The sequence below is a fragment of the Nannocystis punicea genome, assembly GCF_026965555.1.
Lineage (GTDB): Bacteria > Myxococcota_A > Polyangia > Nannocystales > Nannocystaceae > Nannocystis > Nannocystis punicea.
This window is the reverse complement of sequence record NZ_CP114040.1, coordinates 2,701,109-2,727,876: the sequence shown is the minus strand read 5'-3', so window position 1 is coordinate 2,727,876 and position 26,768 is coordinate 2,701,109. Positions and strand designations below refer to the sequence as shown.

General features: G+C 72.7%; 19 protein-coding genes. 7 read left to right on the top strand and 12 right to left on the bottom strand.

From position 1 onward, the window contains the following. Window positions 1-9: 9 nt before the first annotated feature. Window positions 10-2,172, top strand: a complete 2,163-nt coding sequence (locus O0S08_RS10355; protein WP_269038910.1) for an NHL repeat-containing protein — start codon at window positions 10-12, stop codon at window positions 2,170-2,172. 158 nt (window positions 2,173-2,330) lie between these two features. Further along, a complete protein-coding gene (locus O0S08_RS10350) occupies window positions 2,331-2,918 on the top strand; it encodes a hypothetical protein (RefSeq protein ID WP_269038909.1) in 588 nt (195 codons plus the stop codon). 9 nt (window positions 2,919-2,927) lie between these two features. On the opposite strand, the gene O0S08_RS10345 is transcribed toward O0S08_RS10350, so the two are convergent. Next, the gene (locus O0S08_RS10345) at window positions 2,928-3,683 is read right to left on the bottom strand and encodes a ferritin-like domain-containing protein (protein WP_269038908.1); all 756 of its coding nucleotides are present in this window, start codon (window positions 3,681-3,683) and stop codon (window positions 2,928-2,930) included. Further along, window positions 3,680-4,885, bottom strand: a complete 1,206-nt coding sequence (locus tag O0S08_RS10340; protein WP_269038907.1) for a hypothetical protein — start codon at window positions 4,883-4,885, stop codon at window positions 3,680-3,682. Before O0S08_RS10340 ends, O0S08_RS10345 begins: the two co-directional genes overlap by 4 nt. Before the next feature lie 300 nt (window positions 4,886-5,185). Between O0S08_RS10340 and O0S08_RS10335 the strand changes: the two genes are divergently transcribed. The 3 genes from O0S08_RS10335 (at window position 5,186) to O0S08_RS10325 (ending at window position 7,879) form a co-directional block, all read left to right on the top strand. Beyond that, window positions 5,186-5,608, top strand: coding sequence for a hypothetical protein (locus tag O0S08_RS10335; RefSeq protein ID WP_269038906.1), 423 nt, complete (start codon window positions 5,186-5,188; stop codon window positions 5,606-5,608). Window positions 5,609-5,664: 56 nt separating this feature from the next. Further along, the gene (locus tag O0S08_RS10330; protein WP_269038905.1) at window positions 5,665-6,378 is read left to right on the top strand and encodes a hypothetical protein; all 714 of its coding nucleotides are present in this window, start codon (window positions 5,665-5,667) and stop codon (window positions 6,376-6,378) included. 415 nt (window positions 6,379-6,793) lie between these two features. Further along, a complete protein-coding gene (locus O0S08_RS10325) occupies window positions 6,794-7,879 on the top strand; it encodes a CehA/McbA family metallohydrolase (protein ID WP_269038904.1) in 1,086 nt (361 codons plus the stop codon). Between the two features lie 85 nt (window positions 7,880-7,964). Here the strand turns inward: O0S08_RS10325 and O0S08_RS10320 are convergent, their stop codons facing one another. Together O0S08_RS10320 and O0S08_RS10315 are read right to left on the bottom strand one after the other, a co-directional pair. Then, a complete protein-coding gene (locus O0S08_RS10320; protein WP_269038903.1) occupies window positions 7,965-9,521 on the bottom strand; it encodes a benzoate-CoA ligase family protein in 1,557 nt (518 codons plus the stop codon). A 560-nt stretch (window positions 9,522-10,081) separates the two neighbouring features. Continuing rightward, a complete protein-coding gene (locus tag O0S08_RS10315) occupies window positions 10,082-10,459 on the bottom strand; it encodes a hypothetical protein (protein ID WP_269038902.1) in 378 nt (125 codons plus the stop codon). Between the two features lie 351 nt (window positions 10,460-10,810). Here O0S08_RS10315 and coaA point away from each other — a divergent pair, with 351 nt between their 5' ends. Together coaA and O0S08_RS10305 are read left to right on the top strand one after the other, a co-directional pair. Continuing rightward, on the top strand, window positions 10,811-11,752 hold the full coding sequence (coaA, locus tag O0S08_RS10310) for a type I pantothenate kinase (RefSeq protein ID WP_269038901.1): 942 nt from the start codon (window positions 10,811-10,813) through the stop codon (window positions 11,750-11,752). Between the two features lie 492 nt (window positions 11,753-12,244). Beyond that, entirely contained in the window at window positions 12,245-13,345 is a 1,101-nt protein-coding gene (locus O0S08_RS10305) for a hypothetical protein (RefSeq protein WP_269038900.1), read from the top strand. Between the two features lie 7 nt (window positions 13,346-13,352). On the opposite strand, the gene O0S08_RS10300 is transcribed toward O0S08_RS10305, so the two are convergent. From O0S08_RS10300 to O0S08_RS10265, 8 genes are all read right to left on the bottom strand, one after another. Further along, window positions 13,353-15,020, bottom strand: coding sequence for a hypothetical protein (locus O0S08_RS10300; protein WP_269038899.1), 1,668 nt, complete (start codon window positions 15,018-15,020; stop codon window positions 13,353-13,355). A gap of 1 nt (window position 15,021) precedes the next feature. Then, a complete protein-coding gene (locus tag O0S08_RS10295) occupies window positions 15,022-15,855 on the bottom strand; it encodes a hypothetical protein (RefSeq protein WP_269038898.1) in 834 nt (277 codons plus the stop codon). After that, on the bottom strand, window positions 15,852-17,237 hold the full coding sequence (locus O0S08_RS10290) for a serine/threonine protein kinase (RefSeq protein ID WP_269038897.1): 1,386 nt from the start codon (window positions 17,235-17,237) through the stop codon (window positions 15,852-15,854). Before O0S08_RS10290 ends, O0S08_RS10295 begins: the two co-directional genes overlap by 4 nt. An 11-nt stretch (window positions 17,238-17,248) precedes the next feature. After that, window positions 17,249-17,905 carry an RNA polymerase sigma factor gene (locus tag O0S08_RS10285; RefSeq protein ID WP_269038896.1) on the bottom strand — a complete coding sequence of 219 codons (657 nt, stop codon included), beginning with the start codon at window positions 17,903-17,905 and terminating at the stop codon, window positions 17,249-17,251. 488 nt (window positions 17,906-18,393) lie between these two features. Continuing rightward, window positions 18,394-20,262, bottom strand: a complete 1,869-nt coding sequence (locus O0S08_RS10280; RefSeq protein ID WP_269038895.1) for an RCC1 domain-containing protein — start codon at window positions 20,260-20,262, stop codon at window positions 18,394-18,396. 436 nt (window positions 20,263-20,698) lie between these two features. Then, window positions 20,699-21,634: a hypothetical protein gene (locus O0S08_RS10275; RefSeq protein WP_269038894.1), complete on the bottom strand. Its 936-nt coding sequence runs from the start codon at window positions 21,632-21,634 to the stop codon at window positions 20,699-20,701. 240 nt (window positions 21,635-21,874) lie between these two features. Next, on the bottom strand, window positions 21,875-23,131 hold the full coding sequence (locus O0S08_RS10270; protein WP_269038892.1) for a hypothetical protein: 1,257 nt from the start codon (window positions 23,129-23,131) through the stop codon (window positions 21,875-21,877). Continuing rightward, the gene (locus O0S08_RS10265) at window positions 23,128-24,987 is read right to left on the bottom strand and encodes an ATP-binding cassette domain-containing protein (protein WP_269038891.1); all 1,860 of its coding nucleotides are present in this window, start codon (window positions 24,985-24,987) and stop codon (window positions 23,128-23,130) included. The genes O0S08_RS10270 and O0S08_RS10265 overlap by 4 nt, the downstream gene beginning before the upstream one ends. Window positions 24,988-26,768: the final 1,781 nt, after the last annotated feature.

Here is a 26,768-nt window from a genome sequence, read left to right as displayed (position 1 = left end):
AACATCTCATTGCTCCTCGCCAACGCGCTCGTGATGACTCTGTCGGGATGTAACAATCCGACGCCGGCCGACACCGACTCCGACACGTCGACGACCACCACCGAGGGCACCGACACCGACGCGACCGAGACCAACGCGACGCCGGCGACGGACCCGACCAATACGACGCCGCCGACGACGACCGACCCCGGCACGGACACCGACACCACGGCCCCGACCACCGCGGGCCCGACCACCGAGCCGTCGACCGACACCGACACCGACACGCAGGGGACCGACACCGACACCACCACGGGTGAGCCGGTGATCGAGGTCGCGCGGGTGTGGGTGACCGCGAACCCGCCGCTGCTCGAGCAGGACCGGATCGTCGCGTTGACGCCCGCGCTCGACGCCGCCACGGCCACCCTCTCGGTGGCCGGCGACGTCGTCAGCATCCAGAGCGTCGCGGTGACCCAGCAGGGCCACGCGTACATCACCTACGACGCGCCGGGCGCGACCGGCGGCGTGATCGTCAAGAACGACCTCGCCGACAACCCCGCCGACGGGCCGCTCGGCCTCGGCGACCGGGTGATCCACGGGCCCGCGACCGGCCTGCAGACGCCCAAGGGCGTCGAGATCGGGCCGGACAACACCATCCTGGTCGCCGACACCGGCGCCGCCGCGATCAAGGTGTTCGCGAACGACGCCGAGGGCGACGCCGCTCCGCTGTTCGAGATCACCGACCTCGGCAGCTCCGAGGCCATCTGGGACGTGCACTACGCCGGCGGCAACGCCGACGTGCTGTACGCCGCCGGCACCAACGGCGAGGTCCAGGTCTACGAGGACTTCTCGAACTCGATGGGCCAGGCCGGGCCCGACCGCACGATCGTCCCGGTCGAGGGCGGCACCAAGGTGTCCGTCAACCTCCACGGCATCACCGTGGTCGGCAACAACCTGTTCCTCAGCGACGTCGGCGACCCGATGGAGACGACCGACGGCCAGCTGTTCCGCATCGCCGATCCGGCCGACGCCGACGGCGACGTCGAGGTGGCCCAGCGCATCGAGGGCGGCGACCTCGGCAACCCGGTCGACCTCGAGGTCACCGGCGGCAACCAGTCCACCCTGTGGGTCGCCGAGAAGGCCAACGGCAAGCTCCTGCGCTACCGGCCGGCGCTGCTCTCCGAGGACTACGATCTGGTCGACGGCGTCGACGTCGCCGCGCCGGAGTCGGTCGCCCTGGCCACCAACAACCGCCTGATCCTCGCCTCCAACCCGGCCGGGCTCGACACCGACGCCGTGCTCGAGGTCGAGGTCCCGATCATCGGCGCGCCGAACGTCACGGCCACCATCGACCGCCTCGGCTCGATCACCTCGGTCCAGAGCATCGCCCTCGTCGGCAGCGACGCCCTCGTCGGCTTCGACGGCACCCCGGCCTCGGACGGCGGCGGCGTGTTCGCGGCGGCCGGCATCGCCGACCTCGCCGACGGCGACGTCGTCGACGCCATCGGCACGCGGATCTGGGGCCCCGCGACCGGCCTCGTCGCGCCCAAGGGCATGACCCTGGACGCCGCGGGCACGCGCCTGTTCGTCGCCGACCTCGGTGACTCGTCGATCAAGGTGTTCGACCCGGTGACCTTCGGCGACGCCCCGCCGGTGTTCGTGTTCGCCGAGCTCGGCGGCGGCGCGGTGTGGGACATCGACTACGACGACGCCAACGACCGCCTGTTCGCCGCCGGCGTCGACGGCACCGTGCGCGTGTTCGACAACGCCCTGTCCGACGAGGGCGCGAACGGCCCGGCGCGCACGTTCACGCCGGCCAACGACGAGGACCAGATCATCGGCGTCAACCTCCACGGCATCCAGTACGACCCGCTCACCAAGACCTTGATCTTGAGCGACGTGGGCGACGCGATGTCGGACACCGACGGCGCGATCTTCCTGGTCGCCGACGCCGACACCGCCGAGGGCAACGTCGCAGTCACCGCCGTCATCGCCGGCGACCAGACGCACCTCGGCAACCCCGTCGACCTCGCCTTCGACGGCACGCACCTCTACGTCGCCGAGAAGGCCCAGTCGCGCGTGCTCCGCTACAGCGACATCCTCGGCCTCAGCGGCGCCAACAACGTCGCCGAGGACGCGTTCTTCGAGGTGACCAACCCCGAGTCGGTCCGCATCGAGTTCACCAAGCCCTGAGCCCGTGCGCCGCCGGCCTCGGACCGCCGGCGGCGCCCCTCGTTACGGGTCCCCGCGCGCGCGTCGTCACGCGCGCCGCGAGGACCCCTCACCCGTGGACCTTCAGCCGAGTCGCGCGCGCGGTGCACTCTGGAGCGCGCCCATCCGAGGAGAGACCCATGCGTGCAATCAAGGCTCTCGTCTGTGCCCTCGCGCTCGCCGCCTGCGGCGACGACGGTGGCAGTGACGCCGGCAACAACGGTCAGGTCGGCGACGAGCTCGCGGGCTACTGCATCGCCACCTTCACCGCGGATTACGACCTCCTGAGCCCCTTCGACGAGGTCGCGCTCCACGCCGAGGAGGGGCAGCGCTACCTGCTCACCGGTCTCCCGGACTCGCCGGCGCTCGTGTACCAGCACCCGGACGGCGCGTTCGACCTCGAGCTCGACGTGGCCACCGCGCCGATCGACGCGCCGTGCCTCGCCGAGGGCGCCGTGCTGACCTCGGAGTACGTCGCCTTCGCCGAGCTCGCCGTGTATTCGGACCAGGCCCTGCAGAACCTGGTGTGCACGATCGAGAAGTTCACCCGCGGCAGCGCGATGGGCTTCGGCTACGGCTACGTCGCCGACAACGTCTACGAGATCTTGCCGCAAGGCGGGTTCTGCGACGGCCTCGAGTCGGGCTACGTGCGGGCGACGAGGATCACGATCGGCGACATGGGCCACGTCGGGGTGCCCGTCTTCGACCTGTTCCAGCTGCAGGAGTGAGCCCCGCCGTCAGCTCGCGCGCGCGAGCTCGCCGTGCGCCGCGGCCTCGACGTGCGCCCTGAGCCAGCGCGCGACCGAGGCCGCGTGCAGGTGCTCCTGCGCCAGCCCCAGGCGGCACTGCGCCGCCAGCTCGGCGTGGCCGAGGCTCTCGGCGAGCGCCGCCAGCAACTCCCAGCCGGCGACGTCGGCGAGCTCGGCGATCTGCTGGGCGTGCAGCGCCTGCGCGAGGCCGGTGCGCGGGTCGGAGATGACCTGCAGCACGCCCAGGCTCTCGACCGCCGTGAGGTCGGCCGACGGCGTCATCGCCGTCGCGTCGGCCCCCAGCGCCGTCATCGCCTCCACCATCCACTCGAAGTGGCGCGCCTCGTCGGCGCGGAACGACACCAGGTCCTCCAGCGTCGGCCCGCCCGCCCACGAGCCCGACGCCTCGAACTTGAGGATGAGGCCGTCGAACAGGCGCACGCCGGTGCGCTCGAACGCGAGCCGCTCGCCCAGCTTGTCGAGCAGCACGTTGCCCTTGTGGCCCTTGATCAGCTCCACCGCCGCCTGCGTCACCCCGCGCAGGCTCAGCGGCGGCGGCATGTGGCCGATCTCCCCGGACTCGACCGCGTAGCGGAAGCGCAGGATCGCGGCGTCGCGCGCCGATCCGGCTGAGCTCGGTGGCCTCGCAGTCGCGCCCTCGGTCATGAGCGGACCGTCGACGGGCGACAGCGCGATCCCGGTGCGGTTGATGCCGATGTCGGTGGGGCGGTCGTTCTTGTTCATTGGGCTGCTTCCTGGTTCAGCGAGACGAACTCCGCCTCGCGGACGCGGCGGTCGGTGAGCTCGGTCCCCGGCTTCCAGCGGTAGCCGGCGGCCACGAGCTCGGACGGCGAGCCGCCCGCGTTGAGCCGCTCGCGGTAGGCCAGCGAGGCCGGGCTCTCGAGGTCCGGCGGCACGATGTCGAAGCCGCGCGCGCGCAGCCCGACCTCCTCGGCCAGCGTCTCGCGGACGAACTTGCGGTGGCTGGTGAAGCTCAGCGGATCGGGGAACTCGCGCGGGAGCAGCTCCGCCGGGTCGCGCCGCTCGACCTCCTGCATCAGCTCTCCCACGAGGTGCAGGTGCCCCAATTCGTAGTCGAGGAAGCGCTCCCAGATCCGCTTGATCCGCGGGTTCTGCTCCTGCGAATAGCAGCTCCAATACGCGTAGACCTCGGTCGCCTCCTGCACCAGCCACTTCTCGAGCCACGTCTCGCGCGGGTCGCTCAGCGCCTCGTACTGCGTGACGTGCTGCTCCTCGATCGCGGCGATCTCGGCGTACAGCTGGCGCGCGACCGGGTCGGCGAAGGACGGGCCGACCGTCAGGTAGTAATCGCGGGTCTGCCACTCCGACCCGGTGATCAGCGCCGCGTGGATCTTCGTCAGCGGCGCCGCCGTGGCCTTCTCGTAGTGGCGCCGCAGGTCGTCCTCCGGGGCGCGGTGCTCGACCGACGTCGGCCGGCCGGGCATGACGTCGGTGTAGCTCTGCAGGATGTTGTTGGCGTCCTTGCCGCACAGCCGGTCCATCAGCGCCGCGTAGCGGTACAGGTGATCGAAGTCCTCGAGCAGGCCGAATCGATACACCTGCGCCACGTAGGGGTCCGGCTCGACCGCGGCGACGTGCGCGGTGACCTCGATCGCCACCTGCTCGTAGCCGATCGTCGTCTCGAGCGGCGACTGGTCGCCCGGCATCAGCCAGTTGACCATCGTCGCCTGGAGGTGCTCGACGCGGCGGACCCGGGCCAGCGGCAGGCGCAGGTCGGGGTTGAACCGCGCGGCGAAGTGCTTGAGCCGGCACGCCTCCTGCTCGACGCCGTGCATCAAGATCTGTCGCACCCGCGTGAAGGCGTCGTCATCGAGCTTGCTGTACGGCTCGCCGGCGATCTCTTTCCACGTGAACTCCTGCCGCTCGAGCGGCGTGCCGCGCTCCTTGAGAATGTCGAGGCTCACTGCGAACTCCTGGCTCGGACCTGCGCCGCGACTCTGGGCCCCTGCGCAGGGAGGGCAAGTCAAAGCCCCGCGCCACCCGCCCGCGGCTCCGCCCGCGCCGCTCGCCCTGCTTCCGCGCTGGCCAGGGCGGCCGGACCGCCCCGCCTGCGCGCCCGTCTCTGCGGCGCGTCGGCCTCTCGCACGAGACTTCGCGTTCGTTCGCCGGTCGCCCGTCCCACGCGGAAGCGCAGCGACGACGCGTGTCGGACGGGCGACTTCGCCACCCGCGCCAGGCGTCCCGATTGCGGGTATGGTGACCGCATGCGCTCCGCGACCCCGGCCCTGATCGCCTGCCTTGCGGCCGCCTGTTCGGCGAACCCGCCGTCCGCACCGACCGCGCCCGCCCCGGCCGCGCCCGCACCGGTCGCGCCCATCGACACTCGGGCGAACGCGCCGGGGAGCCGCGACGTGTCCGGCGGCTATGACGAGAGCTCGCAATGCCTGCCGCGCGGGGATGTCGTCGAATTGAAGGGCGAGCTCGTCGTCGAACCATTCGGCAAGGGTGCCGACGGCGCGCGCCTGGTCACCGCCGACGGTGAGCGGTGGATCCTGACCTACGGAGCGCGCGACGTCCACCGCGAGCTCGCCGGCAAACAGGTGACCGCGCGCGGCCGCGTCTGCGACAAGCAGGACGAAGCGATCGTGGGCCCGCACTTCGACGCCACGACGCTCACCGTCGATTGACGCTCGCAATGCCTGTCCGTGGCGCGACACAGCGGCGAGCGCCCGAGGCCGGGCGCATGCGCTCGACCGCGGACCGTCGAGCTCGAGCAGCCCTCTCGCGCAGCCTGCTGGCCCTCGCCGTCGCCTTCGCGTGTCGGCCGGGGGAACGAGCCGCGCAACCGACATCGCGCGCCGTCGAGACCCTGCTGGCGACGCCGCTGCCGACGCCGGTCGAGGCGACCGCGCCCGCCCCGGAGCCCGCCCTCACGCTGCAGCGCCCGCCCTCACGGCCGCTCGCAGAGACCCTCCTGGCCGGCCCGCTGGTCGAGGCGGCGCCGGTCGATCCGTGCCCCCCACCGCGCCCGTGCACCACGGAGCGCGTCCCCGCGAGCTTTCGCGTGCGCGTCCGCCTCGACGGCGGGGGGCGCGAATCAGCGCCCGTCCTCGCCCGGGTCGAGCAGCGCACCGAGGCCCTCGAATCGTGCCTGAACGCCAGCCTGCGCCGCGATCGCTGCATTCGCAGCGGGGTGGCGCTGCTCTATCGATTGCACGCTTCGGGAGCGCCCGAGTGGATCGCCGTCGACGGCGCCGCCGACGATCGAGCGCTGGAGTGCGTCGATCGCGAACTCCGCGGACTCGACCTGCGCCGGTTCGTGCGGCCAGAGGCCGGCCTCGTCGAGCTGCGGGTCGTGGCGCTCTATCAGCCCGCGCATCGCGCCTACTACCGGGCCGACGGCGTCGGCCTGGCCTTGAGCCGGGCCGCGGACGATCCTCCCTGCCCCCCGCAGTGAGCGCCGGACCGGGCCCGGGAAGCCGACACGCCGTCGCCGCAACCGAGAACGACTGCAACATGCACTCGCCGTTCGTGGCACGGCTCGATCCATTCATCCTGCCCTCATTTGCACGAGCCCGCGACGCCGCCTCTTGGCCGCGTACTCAAACGAGGTCGACGGCGCGACCTGCAATCGACACGGCATGCACCGGCCGTTCATGGCGGCGCCCATTCACGACAGTCGGCGTCGTCCGGTCACACGGCTCGTCCGCTCCATCGTCCATTCGGGGCAGGCGCCGACATGACCCTGCCTCGTGTCCGCGCACCCGCCGCGGACTCGCGCGCGCACCGGCGTGCGCGCCGCCGTATCGCTCTGCACCGCCGATGCCTCCACCTCGGCGCGTCGGCCCGTCCTCACGTGATAGCTTGCCCCCGTGCCGCGCGCGCCCGTCCTCGCCTCCGTGCTGCTGCTCTGCGCGTGCGCGGGCCGCTACCCGAAGGCCCACGATCGCGTGCGCGAGCTGGCCGCCACGACCGAAGCTCCCGCTCCGCCGCGCGACTGCCTCGTGGCCAACCACGTGCACACCCTCGTCTCCGATCGCTACAGCCACGCGCCCACGGCCGCCAACGAGCGGCAGGCCTACGATCCGGCGGGCCTACGATCCGCGATCGCGGCGTTCGCCGGCGACGGCGTCGGCGCGATCGTCGTCACCGATCACAACAGCCCGCACGCCGCCTTCGACCCCGCGGTCGCGACCGCCCCGCTGACGGTGATCCCCGGCATGGAGTGGACCACCCGCCGCGGCCACGCCCTGCAGATCGGCATCCACCTCGACTCCCCGGCCGACGCGATCCTGCCGCCGCCGTGGCGGTCGCGCGTGGTCGCCGACGATTTTCGCCGCATGGTCGCCGAGACCCACCGGCGCGGCGGCCTCGTGATCATCGCTCACCCGCGGGTCCCGTTCCGCACCTGGCCGGACGACACCTTCGGGGCCGACGGCGTCGAGGTGTGGGGCCTCGACAGTGTGGTGATTCGCAACCGCCAGGCGGTGCGCTGGTGGCACGATCGATTGATCCGCGGCGAGCGATTGATCGCCGTCGCCGGCACCGACCTTCACCCCGGCGCCTGGCTGCGCGACCATCGGCGGCCGCTCAATCGCGTGACCGCGGCCACCTGCGGCGCGGCCGACGTCCTCGCCGGCATGCGGGCCGGCCGCGTCCTGCTGGTCGACGACCGCGACGCGCCGCGGGTCGTCCTCGCCGTCGACGGCGCCCGGCCGGGAGACGCCGTCGAGCTCGCGGGCCGCACCGAGATCGATCTGCAGCTGCGCGTGCTGGCCGGCGCCGGGGCCCGCGTCCGCCTGCTCGGCCCGGCCGGCGAGCTGTTCGCGCGGACCGTCGCCTCCGCCGACGCGACGGTGCGCCTGCGGCTGCGCGTGCGTCCGGGTGAGTTCGTGCGCGCCGAGCTGCACCGCCGGCGCAAGCCGCTCGCGCTGACCAACCCGGTGTACTTCCGCTGACCCGGGCGGCTCAGGTCCATTGATGGCCTGAGCGACATGTCTCCGAGGGCATGCTCCGATAGACATGTCTTTTAAGACATATGCCTCACCCGCCGCGCAGGCGGAACCGCTGGATCTTGCCGGTCGCGGTCTTCGGCAGCTCGGCGACGAACTCGATCCAGCGCGGGTATTTGTACGGGGCCAGGCGGTCCTTGACGAACCGCTGCAGCTCGGCTGCGAGCTCCTGGCCGGCCGCGGCGGGGTCGCGGGCGACCACGAACGCCTTGGGCTTGACGAGCTCGTCGGCGTCGGCGTGGCCGATGACTGCGGCCTCGAGCACGGCCGGGTGGGCGGCGAGCGCCGACTCGACCTCGAACGGCGAGACCCAGATCCCGCCGACCTTGAGCATGTCGTCGGCGCGGCCGCGGTAGGTGTAATAGCCCTCGGCGTCGCGCGCGTAGCGGTCGCCGGTGCGGGTCCACGGGCCGTGGAAGGTCTGCAGGCTGCGCTCGCGGTCGTTGAAGTAGCCGGCCGCGGCGGTCGGCCCGTTCACCCACAGCGCGCCCTCGTCGGCGCCCTCGAGCGGCGCCCCGGCGTCGTCGACCAGGCGCAGCTCGTAGCCGGGGACCGGCAGGCCGGTGGTGCCGTAGCGGACGTCACCTGGCCGATTGGACAGGAAGATGTGCAGCATCTCGGTCGAGCCGATCCCGTCGAGGATGTCGCTGCCGAAGCGGTCCCGCCAGCGCTCGCCGACGTGGCGCGGCAGCGCCTCGCCGGCCGAGGTGCTGACGCGCAGGGCCGGCAGCCGCACCTCCGCGTGGGCCGGGTCGGCCAGCATCGACGCGAACAGCGTCGGCACCCCGCCGAAGACCGTGCACGCCCGCCGCTGCAGCGCCGCGAACACCGCCGCCGGCGTCGGCCGCTCGGCCAGCAGCACCGCCGTGGCTCCGAACGTCAGCGGGAACGTCAGCGCGTTGCCGAGGCCATAGGCGAAGAACAGCTTGGCCGCCGACAGCACCACGTCGTCCTCGCGCAGGCCGAGCACCTCGCCGGCGTACAGCTCGGCGGTGCGCCGCAGGTGCGCGTGCAGGTGGATCGCCGCCTTCGGCTTCCCGGTCGAGCCCGACGAGTACAACCAGAACGCGACGTCGTCGGGGCCAGTGTCGGCCGCAGCGACCGCCGGCGCCGCCCGCTCCAGCAGGTCGCGCAGCCGCGGCAGGCCGTCGTCGGGCCCGCCGTCCGGGCTGTCGGCCACCACCGTCGCGGCCAGCCACGGGCTGCGCGCCCGCGCCTCGCGGAGCTTCGGCAGCAGCGAATCGCTGACCACCAGCACCCGCGCCCGGCTGTCGCGCAGCAGGTGCTCGTAGTCGGCCGCCGGCAGCAGCGTGTTGACCGGCACCGGCACCGCCCCGATCTTCATCGCCCCGAGGAAAACCGCCACGAAGTCGACGGTGTCGAGCAGCGCCAGCATCACCCGTTGCTCGATCTGCACCCCCAGCCCGCGCAGCAGGTCGCCCGCCCGATCGACCCGCTCGGCCAGCGCCGCGTAGGTCACCGGCCCGAACGCGTCGACGTAGGCGATCTTGCCGCCGAGCCCGCGGGCCAGATTGCGCTCGACGAGGTCGACTGCGGCGTTGTACTGGCGCGGGAAGCTGACGGCCATCTCACGGCATCGTACCAGGCACACGGCGCGGCGTCAGGACCTCCCTGCCCGGCGGCGACATCGCCTCCCCCGTGCCCGCGGACGCCCGCACGATCGCCCTCGAGCGACGGCGGCGGCTCGTCGTACCATACCGTCTCGAACTGCTCGCATTGGCTGCCCACCGGACCGGGACAGCTACCATGATCGACGACGCACACAGCCCCGCGGACGCAGGTGAACGGCGCTGCTCTCCGCGGGGATGTCCGGCCCGCACGCCATGGCGAGGACTGCCAGGAAGATCGACCGCTCGCGCTCTCTCGAATGCATGAGCTCACCTTCGTTGCCGGCGTCGTCGCCCGGCCATCGGGCACGACGGCGTCGACCTGATGAGGCCCGTACACCACCATGGCGCTCGTCCCGGCCGCCATCAACACGCCGTCGACGCGCCGCCGAATTTCGCGCGCGCTGCATCAGTCGATGCCCGTCGGTGCCGGCCCCTGACCGCTCAATGTGAACAATTCGAGACCGTCATCGCGCCGCTCGCCCGAACGACGCGCCAGGCCGCGACGCCCCGAGGTCGACTACGTATAGCGGCCATGGTCGACCTCGACACCGCGCTCGAGCGCGCTCTTCAGATACTCGGCGACGACCTCCACGCGGCTCAGCGGGTAATCGCCGAGGGGCTCCGCCCACGTCTCGGGGGCAGCGCGGAGCAGCGCGGCGACCGTGGTCATCAGCCCGTGGAGCGCGGCGACCCGCTCGAGCGGGAACGTCGCTTCGCCGTTCTCGTCGCGGGTGGCCGGATCGCGGAGGATGTCGCGGATCTCCGTCGCCAGATCCGTCCGGTCGAGAGAGTCCGCGAGCTCGGCGGCGAGCCACATGTACTCGCCACCGTGCGGCAAGATCGCGTCCTCGTCGTCCGCCCTGCAGCCGCGGAAGGAGAGCTTGGGTTTTCCCATGGGTGCAACGATTCCGCGGCGTTCAGGTCGGACGAATGGGGGCTCCCCCATTGCGGAGCGAGCGTATCAGAACCGCTCTGGTGGAGCGGCCCACCGGGTGCAGGCGCCTCGTCGTGTGAATCCGGGCGCAGCGCAGCACCCCCGGATGCGCCCGATGCCGCGCGAGAATGGGCGAGAGGCCATAAAGTGTTCTTTTGCTGCGGGGGCGCCCGGCAATGGCGGACTTTCCGCACGGAGCCGATGGCTCCGCCTCGACGAACTTCACCGACGGGCCCGGGATCCAGCTCTCCACGCCTGCACGACGCGCGAAGGCGCGAGTGCCGCGCGCGCGCGTGTGCGAGACTGCGGCGAGTGACCTCGAGGGCTCCCTTCGCCACCTTCGACCGCGACGCGTGGGCGCGGCTGCGCGAACAGACCCCGCTCACGCTCGGCGAGGCCGACCTCGACGCGCTGCGGGGCATCAACGAGCGGCTGTCGCTGGACGAGGTGCAGGAGATCTGGCTGCCGGTCACGCGCCTGTTGAACCTCCGCTTCGCCGCGCTGCGCGAGCTCCGGCGGGTCACCCAGACCTTCCTCGGCCGCACCGGCCCGGACCACGCCTCGCCGTTCATCCTCGGCCTGGCGGGCAGCGTCGCCGTCGGCAAGAGCACCGCGGGGCGCGTGCTGCAGACCATCCTGTCGCGCTGGCCCGAGCACCCGCGGGTCGACCTCGTCACCACCGACGGCTTTCTGTTTCCCAACGCCACCCTCGAGGCGCGGGGGATCCTCCAGCGGAAGGGCTTCCCCGAGAGCTACGACCTGCGCGCGCTGATGCGCTTCGTCGCCGACGTGCGCGAGGGCGCCGAGGACGTGGCGGCCCCGGTCTATTCGCACCTGTTCTACGACATCCGCCCGGACGAGCGGCAGCACGTGCGCCGGCCCGACATCCTGATCCTCGAGGGCCTCAACGTGCTGCAGCGGGGCGCCCACGCGCTCGGCCGCAAGGGCGTGTACATCTCCGACTACTTCGACTTCTCGATCTACATCGACGCCGAGGAGTCGGCGATCCGCGAGTGGTTCTTCCAGCGGTTCCGCCGCCTGCGCGAGACCGCCTTCCGCGACCCGCACTCGTACTTCCACAAGTACGCCAACATGCCCGAGGCCAGCGCGATGCAGCTGGCGCACACGGTGTGGGACACGATCAACGGCGTCAACCTGCGGCAGAACATCGCCCCCACGCGCGAGCGCGCCGACCTCATCTTGGAAAAGGCCGCCGACCACTCGGTCCAGCGGGTCCGGCTGCGCGTCGGCTGAAGGCGTTCGCATCTGCCCCCGAGGGCATGTCCGAGAGGACATACGGATCGACAGGTCGGTCGTCGAGGCGCCCGGCGAACCGCGCCACGGCAGCAGTCCGCCGCTGCCTGCCGTCGCGTTCGGCGACGACGAGGGCGACGCGGAGATGAGGAGGAGCCGAGCTCGGCGAAGAGCTCGTCCAGGTGAGCCCGACCGGCCTGCTCCCGCCCTCGTCGGCTCGACTCTACTGGACGCTTTGCCGCGTTCGGGGGCCTGGCGACGGCCGTCGCTCTCGGCCCAATTTGGGGCGCCCTCGCTGCCGCGGTGAGCGTGCTGGCTCTTGCGCTGTTCATCGGCGCTGCGTGGCGTCTATTGCCACGGACCGGGACGCTCGCCGCCGGGACTGCCGCCACCGCGCTCTCGCCACCGAACAGCCCGAAACAGCTGCGGCCCGACGACCCGCGGTAGCCTCGGCGTGACATCGCTCGCTCGCGGCGCTACGCTCGGAGGGCCATGCGTCGTCTCGCCCTCGCCGCCGCCCTCGCGCTCGGCTGCGGCACCGACAACTCGCCGGCGTTCTCGTCGACGGGCGTCACCTCCGTCGCGCACACGTCGAGCAGCTCGGACAGCACGACGACGTCGGCCTCGACCTCGACCTCGACCTCCGGCAGTGCCGAGGACAGCGCCGCCGCGAGCAGCTCAGGCGTGGCGTCGACGTTCGACATGGCCCCGCCGCCCGACCTCGGCGACCCGACGCCCGCGGGCTGCAAGGGCAAGATCGACTTCGTGTTCGCCATCTCGGCGCTGCACACGATGGCGACCGAACAGGACCAGTTGGTCGCCAGCCTGCCCGGCTTCATCGAGACGATCGCCGAGGACTTCGCCGACTTCGACGCGCACGTCATCTCGATCAACACCGACGGCTCATGGCGCGGCGACTACTGCGAGTCGCCCGACTGGTGCTTGAACAAGGGCAACTGCGGCCCGTACGCGGTCGACTACGAGTGCGGGAAGTACGTCGACCAGGTCTGGACCTGCGACAAGACCCTGGGCGCAGGCCTCATCTTCAACGCCGGCGCGAACGCGTACAACAAGCCCTGCAACCTCTACGGCGGCAATCGCTACATCATCGATGGCGAGCCGGACCCCGCCGAAGCGTTCCAGTGCATCGCGCAGGTGGGCACCTTCGGCGAGGATCCGCCGCTTGCCGACTCGCTAGTCGCGGCGCTCTCGCCCGAGCTCAACGGGCCCGAGGGTTGCAACGCCGGCTTTCTGCGACCCGACGCGCTCCTCGTGTTCGTGTTCATCATGGACAACGAGGACGTCGAATCGACACTCAGCGCGAAGAAGGTCCGCGACGCCGTGGTCGCGGCCAAGGGCGGCGACGAGGACGCGATCGTCGCCCTCGCCATCATCCCGCAACCGCTTGAGGGCGAGCCGGTGCCTGATTGCGTCTATGACAGCCCGCCTGAAGGCCAGTTCTTGGGCAGCGTGATCGAGCAGTTCCCTTACCACGCCGACGGCGACATCTGCGCGGCCGAATATGCGACGTTCTTCAACGGCGCCGCCGCGAGTCTCGTCCACGAGGCGTGTAACAGCTTCATCCCGCAGTGAGCGGCGCTCACCGGTGGATACGCGAGGCCCGGGCCTGTCGCACGCCGCCGAGCGTTCGTTCGCCGACCAGATACACCTGTTCGTATGCGTCGAGCGCGAGCCCGTTCGCGGCCGAGGGCTCCGTCCCGGGGAACAAGTGATCGAAGTTGAGGCCCGGCCCCCCGCGGCCGTACAGGACCCCGCGAAGCCCGTCGCCGTCATCCACGACGCCAGCGGCAAGGGCACCACCGTGAAGGCTCCACGCGATGCCGGTCCCGTACGCGACGGACGCCGGCCACTCGCCGAGGTAGTAGGTGCGCGCGCCGGCGGCATCGTACGCCTGGACGGTGATCCGCTGCGTGGTGCCGTCGTTGGTGCTCTCGTTGCCGGTGACGACGACGCCGTCGGGGTGCCGCCCGGCCGCGAGGAACATGCTATTGCGCCACTCCTTCACCGGCTCGGCGAAGACCGCCGCCCCGAGCGCCGCGCCGGTCTCGACGTCCATGCGCACGACGACGCCGCGTGTGAACACGAAGTCGGCCTCGTGCTTCCCCGTGCTGGCGCCGACCAACCACGCGACGTCGTCGACGACGACGACGTCGAAGGCGAGATCGTCGAAGGTGTGTGGTTCGGCCATGTCATCGGGCGGCAGGTAGTCCCACGTCTTCGCGCTCGCCGTGGCCACGTCCTCGCCGGTCATCCGCCAGTGCACGACGTCCATGTCCCCGAAGCCAGATCCGCCGAAGCCCACCGCGAAGAAGCCGCCGTCGTCCGTCACGGCGATGCCTCGCACCGTCGGCCCCGGCTCGGTCGGCGCCTCGACGCCGGTCGCGTGACCGTCGGCGTCGAGCAGGACGATCCGCGGCTGCCATTTTTTATTCGGGTTGGCGACGTTCATCGCCACCCACATCCACCCGTCGGCCCGCACCGCGATCGCGTCCGCCGAGCCCTCGCGCACGTCGAGCACGATCGTCCCCTCGGCCCAAACCTCGCTCCCGTTCGCCGCGGAGCGCTTGCGGATCGCCGGCATCATCACGCCCTCGACCCCCATCGCACCGACCTCGATCAGATCGCCCTCGGGCGTGACGGCCGCCCGCTTCGTGGTCGAGGCGGGCGGAGCGAGCAACGCCCACGCCTGCCCGCCCGGCGCCGGCGTCGACACCGTGAACGACACCGGCGGCCACGTGGCGACCAGGGGCCCGTGGGTCGCCGTCACCTCGACCACGTGGTCGCCGTCGTCGACCGCGCCGAAGATCGGCGCGGTGCCGAGCCACACGCCGCCGCCCTGGTCTTCGAACAGCTCCAGCTCGACCCCGTCGAGCGTGCCCCGCACTTCGGTCGCGTGCTCGACGGTCACCTGCACCGCGACCGGCCCGGCCAGGTGAACCGCGGCCGGCACGTCGACCGCGAGGATCTGCGGCGGCAGCAGCTCGGCATCACCGACGCTCGTCGAGTCCACCGCGCCACCGCTCGCCTCTCCTCCGCTCGCCTCGCCCGTGCCCGTCGCGTCGGCCTCGCCGCTCCCCGTCGATGCGGCGCTCGGGTCCTCGGCGCCGGTCGTCGCCGTCGCTCCGCTGCCGTCGCTACCTGTCCCTGCGGACATCTGAGCGTCGTACGCCGCGAACGCGGCGAAGGCCGGGGCATCCGCGCAGGACGCGAGCGCGAGCAGGACGACGCTGGAGAATCGGCGAGCCATGTCAGAAGGAATATACGAGGCCAGCGCCGCTGGCGCGAACTCGCGCCCGTGAGGCCCCGCGCGGCGGAACAAGGAGCACAGCCAGACTTGTAAGCAGGATTACACCTCCGGCGATGCCGACGGTCTTCGCGATCCCGTCGAGCCGGCGGTGACGATCGTTCGCATCGTGGACGGCAGCTCGTTCGCCGAGCGTGAACTCGCGACCATCGGCCATGGCATCCGCAGTGATCGTCGCGATCACCTCGTTCGCGCGGGCGCGGCCCGCGAGGGCGCCGGCCATCCAGCCGAGCAGGCCCAGGCCGACGGCGCCGAGGGCGGAGGCCGCCGCGATCCGGCTCCGCGGACGCCAGGGCGAGCTGTCTTTCGGGACAGATAGTGGCGCCGGCCCCTCGGCGCGCGCCGCCGGCTCGCTGCGCACCCGCTCGCCGGACTCCTCGAGCACGGCCTGCTCGGTCTCCGGGCTCGCCTTGCGCTCCGTCGCACCGACCCCGGCGTCCGGGCACGACACGCCCGCCAGGTCGCGCTCGTCCTCGGCCTGCATCTCGATCCACGCGCCCCGCTCCTGCTCGCTGGCGAAGGCGTCGCGCCTCACCAGCTCGCGCGCCATGTCGCGGGCGCGGCACAGGTGACCGCCCTGCGGATCCTCGCGGTGCATGGCGCGGAGGCTGGTGTGGGCCCCGTCGAGCGCGCGCGGCGGATGAGCGCCCGGGGCCTCGGCGAGCTCGAGGTACATCTTCAGCGCGGCCTCGAGATCGCCGGCGCTGTACGCCGCTTCCGCCGCCTCCTCCGTCGCTGGAGCGGCCAGAGAGAGCGTGAGCAACAGGCGCAGGATCATCGTGGCCTCCGATCGGCGAAGAAAGTGTGCATGCGCTGTCCGTCGGCGACGTGGAGCTCGAAGCGCTGCAGGGCCGCCCGCACGCACTCGGTCTCCGGCGCCGTCGACGTGAACCCGCGGACCCGGGCGGGCGTGTCCGGCTCGAGCGCCACCTTGAGCGGTTGAAGCGCCACGCCCCTGCCCTTCAAGCAGCGCCGCGCGTGCGCCTCGGCCCTGGCCATGCGATCGTCCCAGCTCTCGGCGCCCGTGCGGCGGATTCGTGTCCGGCTCTTCACCCTGGGGCGTTCGGCGGGCGCCTCTTCCTCCGCGGGCAGCGACGCACCACTCGCTGCCGACGACGACGTCGGCGAGACAGCGCCAACCTCGGGAGGAATCAACGAAGGTGGCGTGGTGGACGCTCCGACCTCGGCAGGGCTCGGCGCATGCGTCGGCGCCGCGAGCAGCTCACCGCTGAAGCGGCCGAGGGTGAACGCCACGACGAGCGCCGCGCCCAGGGCGAGCCGGCGGGCGCGGCTGGTCGGGGGAGGAGGCACCCGAGGAGTCGCTAGCTTCGACCTCACGATCTCGAGCTCGCGGACCAGGTCGACCATCGTCAGGTGGCGATTGTCGGCAGTGTCGGCCACGCCGCGTTGCAGCTCGACCGCCAGTGGTGCGAGCTCGGGCGCGAACTCTTCGGCCATGATCTCCCGGTGGCCCATGATGTCGTGGCTGTACAGATGGCGCCCCGTTACCAGCTCGTACAGGATGACGCAGACCGAGAACACGTCGTTTTGTGGCGACGTGAGGCCCTCGTTGAAGTGCTGCGGGTCGGAATAGGCGGGGTCGCCGACGAACTCGAAGTCGCCGCTCTGGAAGCGTTGCCCGACGACGGTCACGGGCCGGAGCTTGTAGTAGTCGTCGGTCAGCGCGCAGACCCCGAAGTCGAGCAGGCGCACGCGATCGCCGGGCTCGATGATGATGTTGCTCGGCTTCACGTCGCGATGAATGATCCCGGCCTCGTGGACCGCCATCAAGATCCGGCCGAGCTCGATCGTCAGGGTCAGCGCGCGCACGGGCGCGAGGGCGCCGCCTCGCATGACGTCGACGAGGGTCGTGCCTTCCACGATCTCCATCGTGAAGAACGCCTCTCCCTTCGTGGTGTCGCCGCACTCGTAGATCGTGGGCACGCCGCGGTGCCGGATCGCCGACAGCGCCTTGAATTCGCGCCGGAAGCGTTCGAGGCCGCCCCCGTCGGTGCGGTGGATCCGCTTGATCGCGACCTCGCGTCGCATGCGGAGATCGTGGGCGAGGTGGACGATCCCCATGCCGCCGCAGCCGAGCTCGCGGATCACCTTGTAACGTCCGTAGAGGGGCTCATCGAGCCGCGAGCGGGGTTCCGACACGACGACTCCGATCAGCCCGGGGGCGTCAATGACGCGTAGAGGGCGGATGCGTCGCTGTACCGACGGGCCTGGAGCGGGCCGTCGTCGGGGAGGTCGTTCCGCGCCGGCCAGGCCACGAACCCGCGGTCGACGGCGCTCGGCAGGCGATTGACGCAGTGGCAGGGGTTCTCGGGGTCGACGTGCTCGCAGCGAGGCCCCAGGTAATTGTCGAGCTCGCGGCGAGCGCGGCACACCAGCACATCGACGGCGCTCGCCGTCCTCTGCAGGATCGCGGCCGCGGCCTCCTTCGAGTAACCCAGGAGGTCGACCAGGATGAACGCCGCGCGCCGGTCCCTGGCCAAACGCCCGAGGGTCGCGGCGAGACAGGTGCGTTGCAGCTGCCGCTGCAGGACGTACAGGCGCCGCGGCTCGCCGCGGATCAACGGATGTTGCAGGTCCATGACGGTCGTCGGGTCGACGCGCAGCACCGCGTCGAGGTCGGTCCGCGTGGCGTCGCGGGGCAGCGTGCGGAGCAAGGCCCGAAGCTGGCTCGGGACATCGCCGCTCGGCCTGGCCTGCTCCACGAGGCGCGCGCCGCCGTCCGCGGAGCCGGCCAGCCAGACCGCGAAGCGCTCGACGTCCGGATGCAATTCGGGGGCAGGGACCTGCATCGGATGCGAGGCTGCCATAAGTCGGCACGCGGCACGCCCTGAACACATCGTCAGCTCGCAGCAACGGAATAGTTTAACTGCTGTGCAGCAATGGAATAGTCCCACTGGCGGCGCCGCCAGCTCGCAGCAACGATATAATCTCACTGGCTATGTCGACGGACCCCTCCCCCGCTCTGGCGATTCGTCTTGCGGCGCCCGCGGCGCTCGGATCCTGGCCCTGAGGGCATGTCCGCAAGGACATGCGTCGGTCGAAGTCCACCGAGCTACGCCGCGGCAGCGGTCGCAGGCGCTTCTTGTCGTCGCTACGCCCGGCGAGACGCGCCGTCCTTGCCATCGACTTCACACCATAACCTGTCCTCAAGGTCATCATCAAAAGGCATGGGAACCGTCGAGACACCGGCGAGCCTCGGTCGACAACCGTCTCGCCAAGACAGTCGAGAACTCGGCGAGCTGCCACGGCAGGAGCGTTCTCGCTGCGCCTTGTCGTCGACGGTCTCCGGCACGAATCAGCGCGCGTCGATCCATGTCACCCGCGACGGATCGACCGGCACCGCCTCCTCCGAGCGCAGCAGGCCGCGCGGGCTCGCGTGCCGCTTGTGGTTGTCGCCCCAGCAGTGCACGCCGCCGTCGGCCACCACCGCGCAGCTCGTCTCGTGCGAGAGCGCCACTGCGGTGACCTGCGCGAGGTTCTGCACCGGCGCGGGCTCGGCAGACCAGGCCGAGCGGGTCCCGCGGCCGAGCTGACCGCGATTGTTGCGACCCCAGCACCACAGCTCGCCGGCTTCGGTCCGGGCGCACGCGTGAGCCGCTCCGGCGGCGACCTGCACCACCGGCGGCAGCGCCTCGATTCGCCGCGGCGCGCTCGACGTCGCCTCCGCTGCGCCGCCGCGACGGCCCTCGCTCGCATCGCCCCAGCACCACAGCTCGCCCGTGGGAGTCCGCGCGCACGCGAACCCGCCGCCGACCGCGACGGCATCGACCGGCGGCAGACCGGCGACCGTCACCAACGCATCTCTGGCCACAGCGTCATCCTGCCCGTCGAAGCGGTCGCCCCAGCACATCGCGCGTCCGTCCGCGAGCGCCACGCAGCCACGAGGTCCGTAACCGCCGAGAGAAACGACGGCCGGCAGCGATATCCGGCGAACCTTCGTGAGCCACGCCGGCGCCGTCGCGTCGAAGGGCAGCGTGCGGTAAAAGCATCGCAGCGTGCCTCGCTGGATCGCACAGCCCCACCCCTCGCTGACCACGAGCGCCGACGTCTCGGTCAGCCCCGGCTCCCGCACGAACCCGTTCGACCCGCGAGCGTCGAGGTGGTGGAGCCCGTCAGCGAGCTCGGCGTAAAGCCCGTCGGCGGCGAGCACCACGTGCTGCACCCCCTCGCCGAGGCGGACCGGCACAGGCCGCTCCGCCTCGACCCCGGACAGCGACGCGCCCCAGCACCACAGCTCGCCGGCCTCGGTGCGTGCGCATGCGTCGTCCCGACCGAGCTGCACATCGACTGCCGGAGGGATGCCTGGCACACGCAGCGGCCGGGTCAGGAACGGCGAGGACTCCGGATCGCCGAGCCCGAAGCGATGATTGTCTCCCCAACACCACACGCCGTCGTCGCGGTCGCGCCCGCACGCATACTCGTCGGCCATCTTGAGCTCGACGATGCCGGCCGCGCCCGCGACTCGCCGGGCGGCCGACCTCGCCGAAGGATCCCAGCAAGCGACTCCGCCGTCGAACAGGCGGGCGCAGCCCAGCGACTGGCCGACTGCGACGGCGACGGCCCCCTGCAGGTCCGCGACCGGCCACGCTGCGCCCTCGCTGTCCCAGCACGACACGCCGCCCGAACGCAGGGCCGCGCAGGCGAGCCCGCGGCCGACATCGAGGTCGGCTGCCGCCGCGACATCCGCGCGCGGCCGGGCCGCCGCCCAGCGATGCCAGCACTTCACCGCGCCGTCGCCCAGGCGCGCGCAGCCGTCGCTGCCGTCCGACGCGACCTCGACGGCCTCGCGGATCCCTCGTACGCGCGAGGATCGGCCGTCGCTGCCCCAGCAACGCACCCCGCCGCCGACGAGCAAGGCACACAGATCCGACGTCGGATCGTCGGCGAGCGCGCGGACCTCCGTCCCGCGCGCCGCGCTCGCGTCGACGACCGCGCAGTTCGGGGCCCACGGCACCGCGGCGAGGCAGGCAGTGCGCGCGCCCGCGGGCAGCGGCGCCAGAGCGGCCATCGGCGTCGGCAGCTCGCTACCCCAGCAACCCGTGCGCCCGGCCGCGGTGGTGAAGCAGGCGAGCGTCCCCCAGATCCGCCCGACCCACAGCCTCCCCGGCGAGAGCGCCTCGACCGGGCCGTGCAGCGCCGGCGCGCCCGCGAGCGAGATCTGCAACACAGGGCCTCGCCCGCCCGTGGCGCAGCCGGAGCCCGCGAGCCACAACGAGCACCCCAGGGCCCAGGCGGCCCCGAGCCGAGGCGCTCCTGACGAGCGGGCTGCGAAAGAGAGCTTCACGCCGGCTGATTCCAGCGTAGCACGACGCGCTCCTGGCCGGCATGCCGGCGAGGCGCGCTACTTCTTCCCTGGATCGGCGGATATTCCGGCGCCACGGACCAGCATCTTCCACACGAACTCTCCGCGCGACGCGATGCCCCGCCGGTGTCCCTCCGAGCTGGCGTCATGCAGCTGGCATGAGGGGACACGATCCACTGCGCCAGCCTGCGGGAGGCCGCCGACCACTCGATGGATCATGTCCTTCAGGACATACTCTCAGAGACGTACAAGACGCGAAGGTCGTCGGCCTCGGCAGAGAAACTCCCGGCGAGACGCGCTACGGCAGCACCCCCCCGAGGCGCTTCTTGCCGGACAGCAGGACGTCGGTGAACTCGTCGGCGGTCTGCGGCCGGCGCAGCTCGAGGACCTCGGAGAACACCAGGTCCGAAGGCACGAGCTCCTGGAGCCGCTCGTCGAGGTCGGGCAGCTCGTCGGCGGCGGCGAGCTCGTCGAGGCGCCCGAACACGAAGCGCACGGCGGCCGCCCAGCCGGCGAAGTAGGCCGGGACGCGCGGGTCGTAGCTGTACTCGCTGTCGACGACGACGAGCTCCTGCTCGGTGGTCTGGCGGATCGTCCGTTCGCCCTCGTGGAGGTCCCACAGGACGATCCGCAGCGTCGCTACCAGTCGCCCGTCGGTCATCTCCTGGAAGCCGCCCCGGACCTCTCCGGTGTCCTCGTCGACGGTCTCCGGCACGAACTCGATCGTCAGGCGCTCGGACCTGATCGGGAACAGCCCGGCGAACGCGAGCCCGAGATCGGTGCCGGACGGGAGCAGTCGCCCGAGCCGTCGCTTGTTGGACAGCAGGGCCTCGGTGAAGTCGTCGACGGTCTGCGGCCAGCCCAGCCAGAGGACGCCGGGGAACACCAGCTCGTCCACCCCGACGAAAGAGAGCCGGTCGCGCAGAGCCTCGGGCAGCGCATCGGGATCGGCGTGGCACTCGAGGACGCGGCGCAGCGCGGCGGCCCAGCCGGCGAAATAGGCGACGATCCGCGGATCGTCGCCGTGTGGTTCGTAGACGAAGGTGACCTCTCCCTGGCTCGAGGCGACCTCTTCGTCGCCCTCCGACACGCTCAGCCTCAGGGTCGCGCACAGCTCCCCGTCGTCCGTGCGGCGGAGGCCGCCGTCCCCGGTGTCCTTGTCCGGGACGAGTTCGACGGAGAATTGCTTGTACGTGATCGGGAACAGTTCGACGAACGCGCCGGCGAGATCCATGGTGGCAGCGAAGGTACCCGAGGACGCGGTCGCGCGCGCCCCCCGAGCAGCCGGCGAGCCCCGGGCGGGCAGTCGGCGCGGTCGGCATCTCGCCGAGGTCCCGTCAGGATCCGGCCGAGGTTTTCCAATCATCAGACATGTCCGAAGAACCAGGCGAAACATCGGCTCCGGCGTCGCGTCGGCGACGGATCGGCGCCATCGGGACGCCATGAGCCGACTTCACGAGCCGCTCGGGCAGGATCACCGCGGCGCCGCCCACAGCCGGTGCATCGTCGGGCCCATCGCCACGATGTACACGCAACAGAACACCAGCCCTGCCGCGTAGGCTGCCAGCTCGTGCGGGCCCAGGGCCGTGAGCTCGGCCGGGACGAAGCGCGGCAGGCTGGCGCACGCGGGGCCGACCTCGCCGGGGGCGCTCGCCTCGGCCGCGGCCAGCCACGCCAGCGCCACCGGCAGCAGCGGCACCACGATCACCGCGGTCGCGAACGCGAGCAGGCACCATTCGCACCGCGCGCGCCGCCACGCGGCCAGCGGCGCGGCGACCACCGCGACGACCGAGACCGCGACCAGGCTGCCGACCCACAGGCCGCGCGTCGACCCGCTGCCGGGCATCCAGCCGATCGCCATCGACGCGTGGACGACGAAGAACAGGCCGAGCGCGACCGCCGGGCCGACGGCGCGCCCGCGCCGGTCCTCCCAGATCGCCAGGAACGGCACCACCACCGCCCCGCAGGCCAGCAGGTACAGCAGCGCGCGCAGCGGCGGGCGGGGGAACACGCGCGCGACCGCGTAGAGGTGGAGCCGCTCGAGCCGCTCGATGTCCTCGCTCGGGCTCGCGACCGCCGGGTCCTGGCAGTGCTTCTCGATCCAGTAGGCGCTGCGGGTGGCGGCCGGCCGGGGCGTTCGCGGTCCGTCGGCGCCGCCGTGGGCCCGCGCCGACTCGACCAGCCGCGCCGCGTGCTCGCGCAGCCCGGCGATCGGCGTCGCCTCGCCGGTCTCGGTGGTCGGCGCCACGGCGAGGCAGCGGTCGGCCGCCTCGACGATCGCCAGGGCCACGCCGACGTTGTCCTCGTGGGCGGCGATGCGGGCCGCGCGGGCCCGCATGCAGGCGTCGACGACCAGCGGCGGGAGCAGGATGGCCGCCACGCAGGCGAGGCGCAGCAGCGCGAGCCTGGCGATCCGGGCCCGCGGCAGCGGGGCGAACGACACCAGCGCGCGGGTCTGGTCGCGGATCCACAGCACCAGGAACAGCACCGCGCCGAACAGCAGCGGCGACACGAACGACTCGACGGTGCGCAGCGGGTCATCGGCGCCGGCGCCCGGCAAGCACACGATCGCCGCCCCGACCAGGCTGAGCAGCGCGCTCGCCGGCGCGATCCAGTGCGCCCGGGTCTGGCGCAGCTCCGGCCGGCGCACCAGCACGAACCGGTCGTAGCGCTGCAGTCGTCGGCGCACCGCGGCCCAGGCGTCGACCAGGCGATGGACCGCCGCCCTCACGGCCTGTCCCCCCAGAACATGCGCAGGTGCGACCCGCTGATGTCGCGGAAGTACATCGGCGGCTCGCCGAGCGCGCACAGCAGCTCCAGCACCTCGCGGCGCGAAACCTGGCCGCCGACGCGCAGGAGCGTCACGCTCTCGCGCTCGCGCAGGCAGCCCGGGCCGAACTCGGCGGTCAGGCGGTCGCGCGTCGCGTCCTCGAGGTGGCCGCCGATCTCGAACAGCGCCCCGCGGCGGGCCTGCTCGAGGTCGAGGACCCCGCCGTGGAACCACACCCCGCCGCCCTCGCGCAGGCCGACCACGTCGTCGGCGATCGCCTCGAGCTCCGGGATGTGCTGCGAGCTGACCACCGCCGCCAGGCGCAGCGACGAGCTGGTGACGATGTCGCGCAGGTCCTGCAGGAACCACTGCTGCGCGCGCGGGTCGAGGGCGACCAGCGGCTCGTCGACGAGCAGGAGGCGCGGCCGGCCGACCAGCGCGCGGGCCAGGGCGACGCGGGTCTGCAGGCTGCGCGACAGCTCGCGCCAGCGCGACGAGCGGCGCTGGGCCAGGCCCAGGCGCTCGAGCCAGAAGTCGACGCTGTCGACGTTCTCGCGGCCGCGCAGCCCGCACGCGCCGGCCCACGCGTGGAGGTACTCGTCGAGGCGGCCGCGGAACCGCGGCACCCGCTGCGGCACGTGGGCGATCCGCGAGCGCACCACCGGCCAGTCGATGTCGGCGCCGCGCGGCAGGCCCGGGTCGAGCTGGGGGTACGAGATCATGCCGTCGTCGACGCGCAGCTCGCCGGCGAGGACCCGCAAAAAGGTCGTCTTGCCGGCGCCGTTGGGGCCGACCACCGCCACGATGGTGCGCGGGAACACCGTCAGGGACACGTCCTGCAGCACCAGCGGGCCGGCCTTGCGGTAGCGCAGCGCCAGGCCCTCGCAGCGGACCAGCGGGCCGTACTCCGGCGCGGCCCCGGCGTGCAGCAGCTCGCGGGCCGCGGCGTCGAGCGAGGCCGTCAACCAGTGCTCGCCGAGCTCCTCGGGGGGGCCCGGCGCGGCGGCGCGGACGAGGTCGTCGGTGAGGTCGAGGATCTCCTCGAGCAGGGCGACCCACTCGCGCCGCTCGCTCGCCTCGAGCCTGGCCCCGAGGACATGTCTCGATCGCCATGTCCCGGCGCGGGCCGACAGCTCGAGCGCGCGCCGGCGGACCTGCGGGTCGCCGAACCGCTCGGCGAGGTCGAGCAGGCGCAGCGCCGCGCGCTTGCCGTCGGCCCGGCGCACGTGGGCCTCGATCTCCTCGCGCATCCGCAGCGCGTCCGGGTGGACCACGACCGGCTCGTCGACGAGGCTGGGGCTCGACGCCTGCGCGCTCATCGCCACGGCCAGGCTGGCCAGACGGCGGGTGATCACCGCGCGCCGGGGGCCGCTGGTCTCGCCGCGCTCGCCCGCCTCGCGCTGCCAGCGGTGGAGGTCGGCGACCGCCAGGCTGAGCTCGTGGCGGTCGCCGGGGGTCCCCGGGGCGGCGCGCCGCAGCTCCGCCAGCTTGCGCGCCGCCGCGGCGTCGCGGTGGGCCGACAGCAGGCTCGCCACCGCGAACGCCTCCGGCTCGCGGACCCCGAGCTGGGCCGCGACCTCGCGCAGCTCGTCGGCCAGCTCGGGCCGCGTGGCCGCCAGCGCGACGAGGAAGCGCTCGAGGAGCAGCCCGTGGAGCGCCGCGAGGGCCGCGTCGAGCAGCGGCTCGAGGCCGACCTCCTCCGCGGGGAGCCGGGCGCGCAGGGCCTCGTCGTCGGCGGCGACCGCCGCGAGCTGGCGCCGCAGCTCGTCGGGCGTCAACGCTCGCAGCAGCAGCGCCCGTAGGGGCGCCACGGTCATGCCCGGCCTCCGGCGCCATCGCGGCGGCCGCGTGCCGGCGCGACCGCGGGGGTCGAGCGCGCCGCCACGGTGCGCCGGATGGATCGACAGGTTGCCGACGCGAGCTCGCGGGCCGCTCGGTCCATGGCGAACGAGTGCGCGAACCCGAGCGCTCGCGCAAGCTCGCGGGGCCGCCGGCCTCGCCGCGTCGGTCCACGACCGCGGCAGGGCCCGCGCGAGACGGCGCGACCGGAGCCACCGTCGGCTGCGCCCGCCCCGCCGGCGCCGACCGCTCGCCGCCGGCGATTCGCGCCCGCAGCGCGCCACCGACCGCGAGGCTCCCGCGAGATGAGCCCCTCGAGCGTGCCGCTCACGCCGTCTCCTCGACGCGCTCGAAGATCGCTGCGATCGTTCCCGAGGCGCACTGCGATGATTCGCAACGGTGCGGGCCGCGGACACACACACACAATCCCCTGATCGTTCGTCGACCCGCGGCCGCCAATGCACGAGCGCGCCGTCCTCCACCTCCCGCGAATCGCCGACCCGCGGCCGCCGATGCACGAGCGCGCCGACCTCGCGCTCCCGCGAATCGCCGAGCCGCGGCCGATGCATGCGCCCGCCGACCTCGGCCTCCCGCGAATCACCGAGCCGCGGCCGATGCATGCGCCCGCCGACCGCGCCCTCCCGCAAATCACCGACCCGCGGCCGCCAATGCACGAGCGCGCCGACCGCGTCCTCCCGCAAATCGCCGAGCCGCGGCCGATGCATGCGCCCGCCGACCTCGGCCTCCCGCGAATCACCGACCCGCGGCCGATGCATGCGCCCGCCGACCGCGCCCTCCCGAAAATCACCGAGCCGCGGCCAATGCATGCGTCCGCCGACCTCGCCCTCCCGCGAATCACCGATCCGCCCCGGCCCATGCACGGACCCCCCCACGTCCACCTCCGGCGAATCGCCGACCCGCCCCGACCGAGCCCCCATCTTCCTCGCGTCTCGACCTCCGGGGTCGAACCGATCATCGCAGTCGGATGAATCATCGTCCCCGCGCCGTCCTCACGAATGGTGCCTTCGATCCCTCTTGCGCGACCGCAGCCACGCGTCGATCCCCGCCAGCTTCGCCTGCGGCGGCGCGGCGAGAGCCGCGTAGAGCTCGCGGGCCCGCAGCGCGTGCGGCAGGGCCTGCGCCGGCGACTCGGCGCGCAGGGCAGCGAACAGCGCGTGGTGCAGATCGGCGGTCCGGGGGTCTCTGGCGCGCCGGTGCGGGTCCCAGTCGTCGAGCGCGGCGCGAATCACCAGAGTCGCGGCAGCGGTCCGGCCCAGGCGGATCAGCGCGGCGCCCTCGGCCAGCGCCAGCTCGGCGACCAGAGCGGGGGCGTCGGCGGGGGCGACCCGGGCGAAGAACGACCGCGCCGCGCCGACGAAGCGGAGCGCGAGCTCGTCGGCCCCGGCTTCGTCGGCCAGCGTCGCCGCGGTGGTGTACGCGCGGGCCAGCCGCTCCCCGTAGGCCGGATCGCGGCCCTCCGGCGCGCTCAGCAGCTCGTGGTACGGCGCGATCGCGGCATTGGCACCACCTGTCCTGTAGGACAGGCGACCGACCAGGTCGAGGACCTCCGGCCGATACACTCGCTGGTCCGCGGTGAGCCCCTCGGCCCGCAGCGCCACGCGGGCCCGCTCGGCCAGGGCCAGGGCCAGGGCCGCGTCGCCGCGCGCCTCGGCGACCTCGGCCGCGTAGAACTGCGCCAGCGGCAGGTGCGGCGAGCCGGGCTCGACCGCGGCGAGCTCGAGCGCGCGGAGGGCCGCCG